Origin of the sequence: Paenibacillus taichungensis (assembly GCF_050994985.1) — a bacterium.
In the GTDB taxonomy this organism is placed as follows: Bacteria; Bacillota; Bacilli; order Paenibacillales; family Paenibacillaceae; genus Paenibacillus; species Paenibacillus taichungensis.
The window spans coordinates 2,851,742-2,866,630 of record NZ_CP194720.1; the positions used below are offsets into that span (position 1 = coordinate 2,851,742).

Here is a 14,889-nt window from a genome sequence, read left to right on the forward strand (position 1 = left end):
TTGTATCAAATTGCTTTTTACTTCATCATTCTTCTTAGTTTTTCATACAATTTCCGGTTAATGTGCGCAAACCATATCGGTAAACCAACTAAAATGCCAATAATCCCCGCAGAAATGGCCGTAATCCACACTAATGTTGTCATACTTAAGTTTCCTTGATAAATACAAATACTGATGAGCGCAGCATAGATCAGTAGTACGATGCCAATGCTTATCTTGGAAAATGTTTTCATCATTTACCTCCTTCGATGAAAAAACTTATAGCAACAAGATCGAGATGATGTGAGGGATTTATTTCGTGTTTTCCCCAATCAGATCCTGCAAACAGATACTGAAATTGTTGATTTTACCTAATCGTAATGAAACTAATAGCTTAACACAAGAAATCCGCCAAACATGGCGGATTTTTTGGAGTATATATTTTTTTTTCTTGCCAATACAGGCTTAGCTCTAACTCTTGCTGCTAAAATGCGACAGGCAAGGCAGCCAAGCTCTGTGAACTTAACGCCAAATGCCACTCAATGTTTTCCCGAGGAATATTAAGTCGCAGATTAGGCATGCGTTTTAACAAGGTTGTAAAGGCGATATCTCCCTCCACACGAGCAAGTGGAGCTCCCAAGCAGGAATGAATGCCATGGCCAAAAGCCAAATGACGATTAATATGACGGGCAACATCCAGCTCCTCTGACTGTTCAAATTGATGTTCATCCCGATTGGCTGATTTCAGCACGGGGATGACCATATCTCCCTTTTGATCTGTTGCCCTGCCAGCTCTAAATCCTGAGTTGCAAAACGAGGTCCGGCAATGGTTGCAGGCCCGTTAAAACGCAGTAATTCCTCTACAGCAGAAGGTGCCAGACTAAGATCAGCCTTGAGCTTCTCCAATTGTTCAGGATGATCCAACAACATCATTGCACCCGTAGCAATCAGATTGGATGTCGTCTCATGGCCAGCAAAAATCAATAACGTAATCATGGATAGCAGTTCTGGCTCACTGAGTCGATCGCCCTCTTCTTCTATAGCAATCAATTGGCTGATCAAATCATCTGCAGGATGTTTGCGTTTCTCAGCTACCAGTTGTGCTGTATAGTCACCGAAAGCTTTGAGATGCTCCTCCACTCCCGGTTCGCGCACTCCGAGACCCAGACCGTGTGCAATCGCGGAGGACCAAGTCTGGATCTGCGGGCGATCCGCTTTAGGTACTCCCAGCATATCGGATATCACATGAATCGGTAAGGGATAGGCGTAGTCCTTGACCAAATCCATCTCGCCCTGGGCTTGAACCTGATCCAGTAATTCATCAGCGATCTGCTGCACACGTGGGCGAAGACTTTCCATATATTTTGGGGTAAAGGCTTTGGAGACCAGTCGACGTAATCTCCGATGATCAGGATCATCTACAGAGAGCATGGATTTTCCGGTAAAGAACGTTCGAGGAGCATCTGGATCTATGTTTTCCACATAGGCTTTCAGGATATTCTCATTTCCGTCGATGGAGAGTGGGTCTACCGTGAAGTGGGCATGATCTTTGAGTACTTGTGACGCTTCTTCCATTCGTGTGACCAACCACTGCCCGCGATCTGTACCCCCCATTGGCAAAGATACTGGAATAACAGGGCCTGTGTCACGCAACTGCTTGATCAGTGAAAACGGGTCTTTACCACTATCTCCACTAAACAGGCTCAGCGCTGCTTTTTGTGAAACATTAAGATCTGGCTCACTCATCATAACCATCCTTTCGCTTCGACCATTTTATTGGTTTACATTAATGCATTTATCCAATCATCTACAGCCAGCACATCAGCTTGTTGGCGGAATACGCTCTCTACGAGAACTCGATGAACTTCCGGGTCCCTATCCAGACAAGCATCAGAAAGTACAGTCAACGCATAATCCTTATCCGCTGCCTCACATAAGGTAGACAGCACTACTCCGCTTGTTGCGATACCGCTAAGAATAAGTGTATTAATGCCATGGGATTGAAGAAGGGTCTCCAGGTTGCTTCCCGAGAATCCACTGACGCGGAACTTGTCCACAATGAGCTCTCCTGGGAGTGGCTGTACCGATTCGTGAATGTCCATTGCCACTTTCATTGCCGGATTGGCTGCGTTCTCTCCACCACGGCTCGACTTTTTTCCAAACAATTTGTTACGCTCACTGATTGGAGGGGAATCCTGGCGATGACCAACCTTCACAAAAATCACAGGTACGTTATGTCTGCGAGCTGCTTCTATCGCTTTCTGAAATGGGAGCAGTTCATTCTCGTGCTTCGCATAATGCGATACAATGATGTTCTGCATATCCATGACCAGAAGTGCAGCTTGGTTATGATGACTCTCCATGGGTTGCACATCCCTCTCGTTTTGATTAAGATTAAAGGGAGAACTCTCCGCTTAACCTCTTCTTGATATTAAACGGAGGGTTCTCCCCTTGTCAAATTTTGGACGTCTAAGGATAGGAAGTGACAGATAGTGAATAAAACCAATACAACCTCTCGTTCGGAGCGACGGGATGCTGCCGAGAATCGCCAACGTATCTTGGATGTAGCTAGCAAATTATTCGAGCTGCACGGCGTGGAGCGGGTCAGCATGAATCAGATCGCTTCCGAAGCGCAGATTGGAGCGGGTACCTTATACCGCCGATACCGCAATAAAAGTGAGTTATGTATGGACTTGATCAAAGATAACGCAACGCTGTTCTTCGAGGAAGTAGAAATATACTTGCAGGAGAATGCACTGCATCCACCATCTGAGCGATTGCGGGGTCTTCTGACGTTGTTTATCCAGTTTAGAGAAAAAAATGCGGAGCTGCTCTCGGGTATCGAGAATGAGGTATATCAAGGATCAGAGTCCAGAACCTCAAGTCCTCTTTATGAGCAATTGCATCAACAGCTATTCGGATTATTCGAAGAGATGGCAACAGGGAATGACGAATCGCAAGCCATCAGTTTGTTCAAAACGGATATGCTCCTGACCGCCATGAGTAATGATTCATATCTGTTTCAAAAAAACGTGCGCGGCAACTCTCCCGACCGCATTGTGGAGCAGCTCTGTTTGACGTTTCTTTAACGTATATGGATATAAAAAATGCAAAAAAGCCTATTCAACGTCGGCAATCTGCCACTAGAACTAGGCTTTTGGTGCATCGTGAGGTGTGAATTTTATAATGTTTTGATATACCATGCATCACAAGCGAAATGCTCTGTTGCATTTAACGGTTCATCTAATGGAATAAAACCGTTCTTGATATAGAACTTGTTGGCTGCGACCATGTTGTTAAGCGTCTCAAGATAACATTGTTCATAGTGTTCTTTGGCAAAATCAAGGGAAATCTGAAGCAATTCATATGAGATTCCGGTGCCTCGTGCTTCTTTTAAGGCATACATCTTCTGCAATTCACAAATATGTGAAAATCCCTCCACGGGTCCGATACCGCAGCCAGCTACAACGGTGGAGTTATGCTCAACCACCCAATACCTGGAGCCCTCGCGCTGATAAAGATGATAAAAATCGCCCAGATTCGGGTCAGCCCACGCTGTTCCTGACTTATTGGCCCCGAATTCGATCAAACAACTTCGAATTAAAGACTCTACTTCTTGATTATCTTTTTCCTCTATCTCTCTAATGAACATGCAGTAAGCCTCCGCATCATGAAATAATTGCTGCTTTTAACTGCACAAATTATACTACAAATCTGATTTAACACACTACCATTCAACTACAGTGAAACGGAATCACTCGTTTTGGCAGGCAACGTCTGCTTGATTTTCAACAACCGTCTTACGTAGATCATGAAAAGCAGAAAAGAAACCAGGACCGACAAAGCACTAACCATAAACAATATGTGATAGCTCATGTATTCGGATACCAGACCCAGGGCCATGGCACCCAGTCCGATACCGAGATCAGTCGCCGTTGAAAAGAAAGCATTGGCCGCCCCTTTCCGATCCTCGGGAGCGAGGCGAAGCGTTATGGCCTGAAGAGCTGGCTGAGCGGAACCAAAGCCGATCCCGTACAGAACTGCTGAAGCGAGCACGCCAAGTAAGGTGGTTGCAAAGCTAAGCACAATCAAAGCAATGATCGTAATGATAAGCGCCGGGAGAATGACTGCTGTCTCTCCTTTCTTATCGGACAGCTTTCCCGCAATGGGCCGGGATAGCGCAAGTGTCGCAGCATAAACCAGAAAGAATGTGCCAGAATTGACTTTGATCTGCTCCGCAAACAAGGGTACAAATGTAGTAATTCCCCCATATGCAATGAAAAGAAAAAAGATTGGCGCCATCACAGGCAAAACTGATTTTTCGAAGATTTGGATTTTCTTTCTGTCCGTATGTGGTTGAAATGGCATTTTAGCTCCCAGCGTCAAAAGCAGGGCCACGACGGACAAACCAACAGCAAAGAGAAACATCGTCTGATAGGATGTGCCTTGCATAATCCCCAGACCAATCATGGGGCCAACCGCCATTGCCAGCGTCATGGAGGTGCTAAACCACCCCATACCTTCCCCGCGCCGAGCGGAGGGAATCATGTCAGTCACAGCTGTCATCATGGACGTTGTGGATACAGCCCAGCTCATTCCATGCACGATACGAAGTCCAATCAACATGATAATTCCACCAACCCAGTTGTACATGTACATCGCCAATATAAATAAAAGCAAACCACCGATCATAAACGGACGTCTGCCAAACCGATCCAGTAGTCCACCAACAAAAGGACGAAGGACGACGGAAGATAACATTAAAGCTCCCATGGCCAAGCCCACCTGTTTTTCATTGCCACCCATCTCTTTAATGAAGAGCGGCAGTGTGGGATACAGCATATAAAATGCAGTAAATAAAAAAAGCAAACCCAGCGTCATTAGAATAAATGACTTTGTCCATAAACGTTGCATCATTCATCCCCCCAACTGTTGTTATGATATCTATGATGCGATCTGATCTTGTACAAAAACAAATATTGATATATTAATGAACATCTGTTAATAATTATAAACAGAATGAGTAAGGTTACCATTGTTAATTGGACGCATTTCGTTAATTAGTGAACATTAAACATAAATTTGTTTATTATCTTTAGAAAGTTTGGTGAGAATCACATGACCAAAGTGGATCGAAGAATTCGAAAATCACAAGAAGCCATCAAAGCAGCAGTGATTGAATTGATGTCAGAAAAAAATTTCGATGATATTACTCTACAGGATATTTCCGATAGGGCAGACGTTAGCAGAGGTACCATTTATCTTCATTACGTAGATAAGTATGATCTGTTGGACAAGCTCATTGACGGGCATATCCAAGAATTAAGTGAAATTTGTCATTCGGTTGCCGACCTGGAATGGAAAGAATCCATCGTTCCCTGGTTTACCTATTTGGAAAAGAATTACTTGTTCTTCTCGACGATGATGGCCAGTAAGGGAGCGGTACAATTCCGCAACCGCTTGGTTGAGTTTCTTAATGAGGATTTTAAAGAGGAAGTACACTTATCTCAGGCAAGAAAGTCCGGATTAAGTGAGGATATCCTTCTCCAATATGTGGTCATGTCTTATGTAGGGGTCGTTGAGTGGTGGATCAAGAACGAAATGCCCCATCCACCCGAGGTCATGTCTGAACAATTAGGAGAACTAATCAAAATGAATTTGGGGTAACGTGCAATGTGCACGTAACTAAAATAGCGGTAGTCTCAGGATATGAAGTTAACATCCTGAGACTACCGCTATTACCTTTGGAAAAAAGCTGATTTTTCTGCAATTGGCGCCGAACATCTGCTGTCTGAATTGTTATTGCATGTGGCCTAATTACGATATGGATTCCAAAAGACTCTTGGACAGCGTTTTGACAACCAAATCGTATGAATGGTCAATCATGACAAAGATATCCTGCTCCGACAAGGAACCATCTAGAACAATGGTATTCCAATGCTTTTTGTTCATATGATACCCCGGTTGAACAGCTTCATGCTGCTCTCTGAGGTTTTCCGCAATGATCGGATCACATTTTAAGTTCAAGCGAACGTTATCCGCCTTGTCCTCAAAAATAAGCGCAAACATTTTGCCTGCAATTTTCATAGCAACAGGATCAGCTCCGAAGGGATAATCCTTCGTTGCACCTTTTTTCTTCAAACAGTACTCTATAATCTTATTCTTCAATTCCGTATCTCTCCTTTACGCAGAAGACAACAACTTTCCCTACCCAATCTAATGATACCGAATGTACGTTTGCATGTAAATATCAAGCATTTCATTTCAACTATTCTTTCAGTAGAACAGGAATTATCTTCTCAGACAGCTTCCTTAATCGCTACGATACGTAATCGAGTTGTGTCGAGAAACCATTGACCTTCCCGCTCCAAGTGGGGCTTAACCTCAGTCAAGATGGCTTGATAAATTGATTCCAGGTCTGCGGAGGAAACGTCCTTAAAGAAATAATCAGCGAAACTGTTTAGCCAATTCCGAAGTCCTTCTTCTCCTTTGAGCGGAGCAGGCTTGTCAAAATGCTGAGCGAATGTGACGCGGAAACCGTTCTGCTCCAGCAGGTTGGCGTATTCACCAAGAGTGGGATGATACCAGGGATTCCGTCCTGCCCACGTATAACCATGCTCCTCCAGAGCCTGCTTCATCGCAGTGATCAAGATGGCGATATTTCCGCTTCCGGCAAATTCAGCTACGAATCGGCCACCTTCGCGCAGGGCCAACCAGATGGATCGGGTTGTTGCCGCAGGGTTATTGATCCAATGTAAAGCTGCATGTGAGAATACAGCGTCAAAGGGTTCATCTGTACGATATTGAGAAGCGTCTTTCACCTGAACATTCAGGTCAGGGTACTTCTGTTGGGCAAGTGTCACCATTCTCTCCGATAGATCGATACCTGTCGGTATTGCTCCGGCAGCTGCGATCTTGGCTGTCAAATCTCCGTTGCCACTACCGATATCCAGAATACGTTCCCCAGTTTGCGGCTGCAATAAGGACAGGATATCCACTCCCAGATTAGATAAGAAATCCATTGAATTAATGTAGGGTACTGAATTGTGCTTGTTTTTGAATGGTTCACCAGACATGGCTCAACCTCCTTTATAGATCTTAGATATCTATAATAACTTCAATGTTTAAAACCTGTCAACTTGCGTTCTTAACTCCGTATTATAGTATTTATAATGAACCTCTACATAATGATGCGACAAAGCTTCTATGGACATACAAACAAAAAAAACCGATCTCATGAAATAATTCATGAGATCGGTTTTCATCATTCGAATTATGCATTCGATACTCTAGCTGTCTTCACTTTCTGCACTTCGTACATATTTACCGTAGTGCTAATCAGATACTCGGGTTTCTCCTGTCCTCTTTTCTCCCGATGACCTTTAATATGCACATCACTCTTCTCCCAATTCTTCCATGCTTCTTCTGATTCCCAACGAATTAACACCATTACTTCTTCGTGTTCTTTACTCTTTTTATTAACCATTACACTGAAATCAATCAGTCCCGGCATTTCTTCTACAGGGCTAGGGGCACTGAAACGTTCCACCAGTTTATGACTATGGCCCTTTTCGACTACCATAACGCGAGTTTGAATGAACATGAAATACGCCTCCTGATGCCTCAAGTCACTGCATTTATACAATGGCCTTTAGGCATTTTTTTAACTTCCACTCTATTATTCTATTCTTATTGAAAATGATTATCAATATCGTATCGATTTTGTGATTATAAAAAAACCTCCTCCACGAAATGGAGAAGGCAATTTACTCGTTATTTTAAAGTGCTTTATTCACTTTGCTGCTCTTTGGTTTACTGTGACTTGTACTATTATGGTTTGGTTTACCGCTATTTGGCTTACTACCGTTTGGTTTACTACCGTTTGGCTTACTGTGATTAACTTTACCGCTCTTTTTAAACCACTCGGATTTAGGTTTGCGAGCCGGATTCGCTTTTGACTTCGCTGGTTTATCAGCTGCAGATTTATGGGGAGCAGACTTTGATGTTTGATTCGACTTTACAAAAGCAGGCACACTTGTCATCGGATAAGGATGATTTTTCACTTCAGGAATGGTCTTCTTAATTACTTTCTCGATATCCTTCAGGAACGGAAGCTCTTCCTTTTCACAAAAGGAAATGGCCATTCCGCTATGCCCTGCTCTGCCTGTACGGCCAATTCGGTGGACATACGTTTCTGGAATATTAGGAAGGTTGAAGTTGATTACATGTGACAGCTCTTCAACATCAATGCCCCTTGCCGCTATATCCGTCGCCACCAGCACTCGTGTAACTCCGCTTTTGAAATTATTTAGAGCTCTTTGACGCTCATTTTGAGATTTGTTGCCATGAATGGCCTGCGCCGTAATATTCACTTTGGACAAATCGCGAGTTACACGGTCAGCTCCACGCTTGGTACGAGTGAATACCAGTGCCGAAACAATAGATTTATCCTGCAAGATATGATTCAACAGACTCTGTTTTTTGCCATTTTCCAATAAATACACAGACTGTTCAATTCGATCCACTGTGGAGGATACGGGCGTAATTTCTACTTTTACCGGATCAACAAGCAGCGTTTTTACCATTTTTGTAATTTCCGGAGGCATTGTAGCTGAGAAGAACAACGTCTGTTTCTTGCTCGGCATCTTGGCGATAATCCGTTTAACATCATGAATAAAGCCCATATCCAGCATACGGTCTGCTTCATCAAGAACCAGTATTTGCACATGTTTCAGGTCAATACGCTTTTGATTAACCAAGTCAATCAGTCTACCGGGCGTTGCAATAATAATATCTGCACCTTGATTGAGGGCACGCTCCTGGACTTTTTGTGAAACGCCTCCCACGATTGCTGCACAACGAATATCGGTAAAACGGCTATATGCCTTAATATTATCTGAAATCTGAATCGCAAGTTCTCTTGTTGGTGTTAAAATCAATGAGCGAATATGACGTGCGGCTTTGGGTCCATTCGACTTTTCGCTTAATAACTGAATGATAGGCACAGAAAATGCTGCCGTCTTGCCTGTACCTGTTTGCGCACAGCCAAGCAAATCTCTGCCTGCCAATACTGCTGGAATCGCCTGTTCCTGTATAGGTGTAGGGGCAGTATAGTTTGCTTTGTTCAAGCCTTCCAAAATTGCGGGTATAATATTCAAGTCTTTAAATGTCATTAGGTCTCCTTAATTTACGCAACAAATATTCATTTGACGTATATCTCATTTCAAAACGTAACACATAAGGATAACATTAAAAAGCACTTCTGTATATTATATTTTGAAAATCAAGTCCCGAATATCCATTAACTCACCAGTTTCAACCCTACTGCTGATCCAAGCACCATGGCAATAAACAGAATCCTTAATGCATTTCGAGGTTCTCCATAAAATATCATGCCGAGAATAGCTCCCCCGGAAGCGCCGATTCCCGTCCATACAGCGTATGCCGTCCCCATCGGAAGAGTCTTCATCGCCAGCGATAGGAACAGAAAGCTTAGTCCAAATCCCGCGACCAGCAGTATGATAGACATCAGGTTACGATCTTTGTGCAATTTATTAATCATCAGAACCCCAATCATTTCAAAGACACCTGCCAAAATAAGATATACCCAGTTCATGATTCATGTACCTCCTTTGTTTTTCCTTTGCTGAGCATTTTAAGACCGATTACGCCCAATAAAAGAACCCCAATGAGCAGCATTTTCCCAGATTGAATGGCCGCATCAAACAATATAATCTCTGCCAGTACAGTCCCTGCTGTACCCAGTCCAACGAATACCGCATATACAGTCCCTACATCAAGTGAGCGGGAAGCCGCGATCATCAAGGTGAAACTGACAATAATAGCGATCAGTGTAGCCCCCCACTCCAGAAAACCACTGGCATGTTTCAATCCAATGACCCAACCGACTTCAAATAAAGCTGCAATAACGACGGACAACCAGGTTTTGTTCATTTCTACACACTCCTTATCAATTTTTGCTACGTGTATTATTAGTTACATGAAGCCAAAATAAAAAAGCCCAGGAAACAAACTGCATTAAGCAGTTCATCTCCCAGGCTTTTGTCCCTCCGTGACACAACCAATAGGCTGTGAGTTTTCTCTCGGACCAGACCGACATAACTGTCGCGGAACCCTAGAAAACATTTGAATATTTTGATGTGACTCCAATTATACACAATTCTTTTTGATTGGCAACCCTTTTTCGCTACTAGGCTAGAAGGAACTTACATGCCGTATATTTTGTGTGGTACGTAGTATTCCTCCAAGCTTGCAACCTCCTGGGCATCTAGCTTGACGGACAAGGCTGCAACGGCATCCTCCAAGTGATGTTCTTTCGTTGCACCCACAATTGGTGCGGTAACACCTTCTTTTTGCAACACCCATGCCAGTGCAACGGTTGCTCTGGAAACACCACGTTTGTTCGCAATATCAGCGACAGTCTCCACTATTTTACGATCGGCATCAACCATTCCCGCAGCAAGTCGGTCTCCAGCTTCGTCGTTCGATGAACGGGCTGTCTTTTCATCCCAATCCCGAGTAAGACGCCCTTTGGCAAGAGGACTCCATGGAATTACACCCACTCCCTCTTCACGACAGAGAGGCAGCATTTCCCGCTCTTCTTCCCGGTACATCAGATTCAACAGATTCTGCATGGAGACAAATGGGGTCCAGCCGTTGCGTTCCGCCGTATGCTGAGCCTTCATAAACTGCCAGGCGTACATGGAAGAAGCTCCTATATATCGGACTTTCCCAGCCTTAACGACATCATGAAGGGCCTCCATCGTTTCTTCAATTGGAGTACTGCTGTCCCATCGATGGATCTGATACAGATCCACATAATCGGTGCCTAGGCGCTTCAAGCTGTTATCAATCTCATTCATAATGGCTTTTCTCGACAAACCTGCACCGTTTGGCCCCGGCTTCATGCGGAAGTAAACCTTTGTTGCAATAACAACCTCATCACGACGAGCAAAATCCTTCAATGCACGACCCACGATTTCTTCGCTTGTACCATCCGAATAGACGTTGGCTGTATCAAAGAAGTTAATACCCAAGTCCAGCGCTTTTTGGATAAAAGGACGACTCTCTTCCTCATTCAACGACCATGGAGCGATTCCGCGTTCAGGGACTCCATAACTCATGCAACCAAGACATAATCTCGAAACGTCCAGTCCGGTACGACCCAGTTTTACATATTCCATAATCAAACCCTCCTTTATGAAGTTAATTTTATCCAATAACTGAGATACAATTCTTTGAAAATCGGATTCTCTTCCCATTTGATCTGGGACTCCAATCTCTCGATTACAATTTGCTTCACTTGGTTCGATAAACGTTTACTCAACCTTTCCACCCATCTCTCTGGCATACTAAAATGGATCACAGACCTGTTCTTCTCTCCAATTCTTCCGTATATCTAGAACCCATCAGGGTGATTTTTGCAGCTGCATCATTAATGCTCTGTACATCTTCGTTTGTAAGTTTAATGTCCGCCGCATCCATATTTTCTTTGAGACGACTTGACTTGCGTGTTCCCGGGATCGGTACAATCCACGGTTTTTGGGCCAGCAGCCAAGCAAGAGCGATCTGTGCAGGGGTGGCTTGGATCTTCTCCGCCTTCTCTTTCAACAGATCAACCAACACTTGATTGGCCTCGAGCGCCTGTGGCGTAAAGCGTGGCAGAATATTACGCAAATCCCCCTGATCAAACGTTGTTTTCGCATTAAAACTTCCCGTGAGATATCCTTTACCCAAAGGACTAAAAGGGACAAAACCAATACCTAGCTCCTCAAGCGCTGGAATCAGTTCTTCTTCCGGACGTCTCCACCATAAGGAATATTCGCTCTGAACAGCAGCGACCGGCTGAACGGCATGCGCACGTCGAATCGTGTTCACGCCGGCTTCCGACAGCCCCCAATGCTTCACTTTACCTTCGCGAATCAGATCCTGCACGGCTCCGGCAACCTCTTCAATCGGTACATCCGGATCAACACGGTGCTGATAAAACAAATCAATTGCATCGATCTTAAGTCGTTTAAGAGACTCTTCGGCAACTTTCCTGATCTGCTCAGGACGGCTATTCATCCCGCTCTGTTTGCCACCTTGAATGTCAAATCCGAACTTTGTCGCTATGACAACCTGATCGCGTACAGGGGAAAGTGCTTCGCCGACGAGTTCTTCATTGATATATGGACCATAGACTTCAGCGGTATCAAAGAAAGTTACATCGCGCTCAACAGCTTCCCGTATGACCGCGATCATCTCCGTTTTATCCGAAGCTGGACCATACCCGTAACTCATTCCCATACAGCCAAGCCCAATTGCCGAAACTTCCAAGCCGCTATTTCCCAGTGTCCGTTTTTGCATCATATAACTTCCTTTCTTCATTCAAATGATGTGAATGTGAACTAACGTACATGAATTTATTATCTCCATTTAGGAGTACACTGAATTAATGGGGTTTACTCACACCAAGACTGCGACGTATTTCCAGTTCTGGTGACTCTGCCAGCTTAACCACCAGAGCGGCCACGCTTTTGCAGGATACTTCCCTTCCTTTGAATGGCTCGCCTTTCTGGGTTATTTCATAATCAATCTCGTTTGATCTGGTAAACCACGCTGGCCGTAAGATTGTATAGTCTAGATCTGAAGCTTCAACGATGGAAGCTGCTTTACGATAAGGGTCCAATATACTGCTGTACTTCTGTCCGGGTACTTCATCGTAGATCCCCATGGAACTGATAAAAATCAGACGTTTCACTCCTACAGATTTCATCGTTTCCACGATAGTTCTGGCATACTGTTCCAGGTCACCTGCAAGGTTGACATAGACAACATCCACGCCGTTCATGGCATCTTTCAATTTGACTTGATCCATCACGTCACCGTCGATCACACGTGCACGATTCGAATCGATATTTCCAAGCCTGCTGGATTTTCGCAAATAGAGTGTTAGCCTGACATCGGTTTCTTTGAGAAACAAGTCTATCGCTTCACGGGCGATTTGACCGTTTGCACCCAAAACTAATACATGACTCATTCCCATACCTCCTTTTGTTCAGGATATAGTTGCTATTTTTGTAGAGGTACTTCAGCTATGCTGTCTGATTTCCTTATTGCGTCCCCTTGCTTAATTCTGCGAGCCTAATATTATTATGCCGAACTGAAGGAGCGAAGCGGTATATCATTTGTCTTAATTGATTGCCTGATTCTCTCAGGCCCACTTTTGTCTAAAGTCGTTAAGCCTTATAATGAAGCAAGAACAACTCGCAAGGAGGATATGTATGTCCGATAACACAGTGCAGCAGAAACAGGAACTCACCGAACTAATCAAACGTCACTCCATTCATAACAGCTCTAAGGAAACGGCAATCCCTTCCCTGTATGTCTATCAGCATTCCAGCATAAGTGAGCCTGCTTACCGGGTTTACAAGCCTTCCTTTTGTGTGATCGTTCAAGGCTTGAAAGAAATCTTGCTGGCACAGGAAAGATTCGAATACGGACCATCCGATTATCTAATTGCTTCCATGAACCTTCCAGTGATTGGTCAGATTATAAAAGCATCCACTGATACGCCATACTTAAGTCTGAAGCTTGAGTTTACACAGAACCAGATTCTTGAAGTACTGAATGATTGTAATATTAAGGTCACCTCTAAAGAAAACGCCAGACGTGCGCTGTTTGTTGGACAGATGGAGCCCTCCATTCAAGATGCTGTACTTCGATTGATTCGGCTACTGGATACGCCGGGAGAAATCCCGTTCCTTGCCCCACTCTATACGCGAGAAATACTGTATCGGCTTTTGCAGGGACCTTATGGAACTGAACTCGCCCAGATTGCAGTGGAAGGCAGCAGCAGCTACCGGATTCGGGAAGCCATTGAGCATATTATTCGACATTGGGAGCAACCATTTCGAATCGAAGATCTTGCAGAGACAGCCAACATGAGTGTGTCCTCATTCCATCGACATTTCAAAGAAATTACCGCCATGAGCCCACTTCAGTTTCAGAAGCAGCTTAGGCTTCAGGAAGCACGTCGACTCCTCATGGCTGAGTCAGCTGATGCTGCGGATGTAGCCTTCCGGGTTGGTTACGAGAGTGCGTCCCAATTCAGCCGGGAGTACTCCCGTATGTTCGGCGCACCGCCGAGGGCAGATATCAAACGTTTGAAGGAAAAATATGATCATGTTATGAGTGAATAAGTACATCGGCTGAGAAATTGAAATGTTAGAGAAATGGATAGCCAATAAGCTATCCATTTCTTAATTTAAAGAATGAATATCTAAATCTATTCCCATCCTTATATTGACAGCTTGTGATATATGGAACTATAATCCTTACTAAACCAAGTTACATACAATGTTTTATAAAGGAGAGATATCGGATGGCTAATGTTCAGACTTTCAAAGCTACTGCCCATCTACAAGATGGGGTTAAAGTGATCACCAAAGCAAGACAATTCGAACTGATCATCGATGAGCCAACAAATCTCGGTGGTACGGACACGGGAATGAATCCTGTAGAAGCTTTACTTGCCTCCCTTGGCGCATGTCAATCCATTGTGGCCCGGGTCTATGCTTCCAAATTCGATGTAGTCCTTGATGATTTCAGAGTTGAAGTTGAAGGTGATCTTGATCTTGACGGATTTTTTAACCGATCTGATGTACGTCCTGGTTATTCCGATATTCGCTACACCTTCTATATTAAAACCAGCTCATCTGAAGAAAAAGTTGAATCATTTGTACAATTTCTAGAAAGTAAATGTCCTGTGGGTGATACGATTTCCAATCCGGTAAATACCAAACTCAATCGTGTCATTATCGAAAATGGGATATCGTTGTAATAAAACGAATGAACCAGATACAAAAAGGTACAAAGAATACAGAAAGGCTGCTTCCCAACAAGTTA

18 protein-coding genes, 1 pseudogene and 1 riboswitch are annotated in these 14,889 nt (G+C 43.9%); of the genes and pseudogenes, 4 read left to right on the forward strand and 15 right to left on the reverse strand.

The genetic code is table 11. The features are described 5' to 3' along the window. Positions 1–17: 17 nt before the first annotated feature. The 3 genes and pseudogenes from ACR1R9_RS12745 to ACR1R9_RS12755 all read right to left on the reverse strand — a co-directional run bounded on the left by ACR1R9_RS12745 (position 18) and on the right by ACR1R9_RS12755 (position 2,342). Complete coding sequence (locus tag ACR1R9_RS12745) at positions 18–236, reverse strand: hypothetical protein (protein ID WP_326065609.1); 219 nt, start codon at positions 234–236, stop codon at positions 18–20. 227 nt (positions 237–463) lie between these two features. Further along, a pseudogene (locus ACR1R9_RS12750) lies at positions 464–1,734 on the reverse strand (cytochrome P450 family protein). Between the two features lie 26 nt (positions 1,735–1,760). Beyond that, positions 1,761–2,342, reverse strand: a complete 582-nt coding sequence (locus ACR1R9_RS12755) for a cysteine hydrolase family protein (protein ID WP_433923523.1) — start codon at positions 2,340–2,342, stop codon at positions 1,761–1,763. Positions 2,343–2,471: 129 nt separating this feature from the next. Between ACR1R9_RS12755 and ACR1R9_RS12760 the strand changes: the two genes are divergently transcribed. Then, entirely contained in the window at positions 2,472–3,068 is a 597-nt protein-coding gene (locus tag ACR1R9_RS12760) for a TetR/AcrR family transcriptional regulator (RefSeq protein ID WP_433923522.1), read from the forward strand. A gap of 92 nt (positions 3,069–3,160) precedes the next feature. Here the strand turns inward: ACR1R9_RS12760 and ACR1R9_RS12765 are convergent, their stop codons facing one another. Both ACR1R9_RS12765 and ACR1R9_RS12770 read right to left on the reverse strand, forming a co-directional pair. After that, positions 3,161–3,631 carry a GNAT family N-acetyltransferase gene (locus tag ACR1R9_RS12765; protein ID WP_076288448.1) on the reverse strand — a complete coding sequence of 157 codons (471 nt, stop codon included), beginning with the start codon at positions 3,629–3,631 and terminating at the stop codon, positions 3,161–3,163. An 86-nt stretch (positions 3,632–3,717) separates the two neighbouring features. Further along, the gene (locus ACR1R9_RS12770; RefSeq protein ID WP_076288447.1) at positions 3,718–4,893 is read right to left on the reverse strand and encodes an MFS transporter; all 1,176 of its coding nucleotides are present in this window, start codon (positions 4,891–4,893) and stop codon (positions 3,718–3,720) included. A gap of 204 nt (positions 4,894–5,097) precedes the next feature. On the opposite strand from ACR1R9_RS12770, the gene ACR1R9_RS12775 reads away from it, so the two are divergent. Beyond that, positions 5,098–5,646, forward strand: coding sequence for a TetR/AcrR family transcriptional regulator (locus ACR1R9_RS12775; RefSeq protein WP_076288446.1), 549 nt, complete (start codon positions 5,098–5,100; stop codon positions 5,644–5,646). A gap of 150 nt (positions 5,647–5,796) precedes the next feature. Here the strand turns inward: ACR1R9_RS12775 and ACR1R9_RS12780 are convergent, their stop codons facing one another. The 10 genes from ACR1R9_RS12780 to ACR1R9_RS12825 form a co-directional block, all read right to left on the reverse strand. Beyond that, a complete protein-coding gene (locus ACR1R9_RS12780; protein ID WP_076288445.1) occupies positions 5,797–6,147 on the reverse strand; it encodes an MmcQ/YjbR family DNA-binding protein in 351 nt (116 codons plus the stop codon). Between the two features lie 131 nt (positions 6,148–6,278). Beyond that, positions 6,279–7,055 carry a class I SAM-dependent methyltransferase gene (locus tag ACR1R9_RS12785; RefSeq protein ID WP_433923521.1) on the reverse strand — a complete coding sequence of 259 codons (777 nt, stop codon included), beginning with the start codon at positions 7,053–7,055 and terminating at the stop codon, positions 6,279–6,281. A gap of 197 nt (positions 7,056–7,252) precedes the next feature. Beyond that, complete coding sequence (locus ACR1R9_RS12790; RefSeq protein WP_053782285.1) at positions 7,253–7,582, reverse strand: antibiotic biosynthesis monooxygenase; 330 nt, start codon at positions 7,580–7,582, stop codon at positions 7,253–7,255. Between the two features lie 175 nt (positions 7,583–7,757). After that, complete coding sequence (locus tag ACR1R9_RS12795; protein ID WP_433923520.1) at positions 7,758–9,152, reverse strand: DEAD/DEAH box helicase; 1,395 nt, start codon at positions 9,150–9,152, stop codon at positions 7,758–7,760. 128 nt (positions 9,153–9,280) lie between these two features. Then, a complete protein-coding gene (locus ACR1R9_RS12800) occupies positions 9,281–9,595 on the reverse strand; it encodes a DMT family transporter (RefSeq protein ID WP_113054889.1) in 315 nt (104 codons plus the stop codon). Beyond that, complete coding sequence (locus ACR1R9_RS12805) at positions 9,592–9,933, reverse strand: DMT family transporter (protein ID WP_063565132.1); 342 nt, start codon at positions 9,931–9,933, stop codon at positions 9,592–9,594. Before ACR1R9_RS12805 ends, ACR1R9_RS12800 begins: the two co-directional genes overlap by 4 nt. 95 nt (positions 9,934–10,028) lie before the next feature. Next, positions 10,029–10,129, reverse strand: a riboswitch (guanidine-I (ykkC/yxkD leader). 76 nt (positions 10,130–10,205) lie between these two features. Then, complete coding sequence (locus ACR1R9_RS12810; RefSeq protein WP_076288441.1) at positions 10,206–11,183, reverse strand: aldo/keto reductase; 978 nt, start codon at positions 11,181–11,183, stop codon at positions 10,206–10,208. A gap of 14 nt (positions 11,184–11,197) precedes the next feature. Beyond that, positions 11,198–11,350, reverse strand: a complete 153-nt coding sequence (locus tag ACR1R9_RS12815; RefSeq protein WP_433956448.1) for a hypothetical protein — start codon at positions 11,348–11,350, stop codon at positions 11,198–11,200. A gap of 11 nt (positions 11,351–11,361) precedes the next feature. After that, the gene (locus ACR1R9_RS12820) at positions 11,362–12,348 is read right to left on the reverse strand and encodes an aldo/keto reductase (RefSeq protein ID WP_180287039.1); all 987 of its coding nucleotides are present in this window, start codon (positions 12,346–12,348) and stop codon (positions 11,362–11,364) included. An 85-nt stretch (positions 12,349–12,433) separates the two neighbouring features. Further along, positions 12,434–13,021, reverse strand: coding sequence for an NAD(P)H-binding protein (locus tag ACR1R9_RS12825; RefSeq protein WP_175382749.1), 588 nt, complete (start codon positions 13,019–13,021; stop codon positions 12,434–12,436). Positions 13,022–13,265: 244 nt separating this feature from the next. Here ACR1R9_RS12825 and ACR1R9_RS12830 point away from each other — a divergent pair, with 244 nt between their 5' ends. Next, positions 13,266–14,183, forward strand: coding sequence for an AraC family transcriptional regulator N-terminal domain-containing protein (locus ACR1R9_RS12830; RefSeq protein ID WP_433923519.1), 918 nt, complete (start codon positions 13,266–13,268; stop codon positions 14,181–14,183). Between the two features lie 182 nt (positions 14,184–14,365). Further along, a complete protein-coding gene (locus ACR1R9_RS12835) occupies positions 14,366–14,824 on the forward strand; it encodes an OsmC family protein (RefSeq protein ID WP_163754719.1) in 459 nt (152 codons plus the stop codon). Positions 14,825–14,889: the final 65 nt, after the last annotated feature.

Coding starts and splice junctions, on each gene's coding strand:
- ACR1R9_RS12745 (WP_326065609.1), bottom strand. CDS start 236: ATGATGAAAACATTTTCCAAGATAAGCATTGGCATCGTACTACTGATC.
- ACR1R9_RS12755 (WP_433923523.1), bottom strand. CDS start 2,342: ATGGAGAGTCATCATAACCAAGCTGCACTTCTGGTCATGGATATGCAG.
- ACR1R9_RS12765 (WP_076288448.1), bottom strand. CDS start 3,631: ATGTTCATTAGAGAGATAGAGGAAAAAGATAATCAAGAAGTAGAGTCT.
- ACR1R9_RS12770 (WP_076288447.1), bottom strand. CDS start 4,893: ATGCAACGTTTATGGACAAAGTCATTTATTCTAATGACGCTGGGTTTG.
- ACR1R9_RS12775 (WP_076288446.1), top strand. CDS start 5,098: ATGACCAAAGTGGATCGAAGAATTCGAAAATCACAAGAAGCCATCAAA.
- ACR1R9_RS12785 (WP_433923521.1), bottom strand. CDS start 7,055: ATGTCTGGTGAACCATTCAAAAACAAGCACAATTCAGTACCCTACATT.
- ACR1R9_RS12790 (WP_053782285.1), bottom strand. CDS start 7,582: ATGTTCATTCAAACTCGCGTTATGGTAGTCGAAAAGGGCCATAGTCAT.
- ACR1R9_RS12795 (WP_433923520.1), bottom strand. CDS start 9,152: ATGACATTTAAAGACTTGAATATTATACCCGCAATTTTGGAAGGCTTG.
- ACR1R9_RS12800 (WP_113054889.1), bottom strand. CDS start 9,595: ATGAACTGGGTATATCTTATTTTGGCAGGTGTCTTTGAAATGATTGGG.
- ACR1R9_RS12805 (WP_063565132.1), bottom strand. CDS start 9,933: ATGAACAAAACCTGGTTGTCCGTCGTTATTGCAGCTTTATTTGAAGTC.
- ACR1R9_RS12810 (WP_076288441.1), bottom strand. CDS start 11,183: ATGGAATATGTAAAACTGGGTCGTACCGGACTGGACGTTTCGAGATTA.
- ACR1R9_RS12815 (WP_433956448.1), bottom strand. CDS start 11,350: ATGCCAGAGAGATGGGTGGAAAGGTTGAGTAAACGTTTATCGAACCAA.
- ACR1R9_RS12820 (WP_180287039.1), bottom strand. CDS start 12,348: ATGCAAAAACGGACACTGGGAAATAGCGGCTTGGAAGTTTCGGCAATT.
- ACR1R9_RS12825 (WP_175382749.1), bottom strand. CDS start 13,021: ATGAGTCATGTATTAGTTTTGGGTGCAAACGGTCAAATCGCCCGTGAA.
- ACR1R9_RS12830 (WP_433923519.1), top strand. CDS start 13,266: ATGTCCGATAACACAGTGCAGCAGAAACAGGAACTCACCGAACTAATC.
- ACR1R9_RS12835 (WP_163754719.1), top strand. CDS start 14,366: ATGGCTAATGTTCAGACTTTCAAAGCTACTGCCCATCTACAAGATGGG.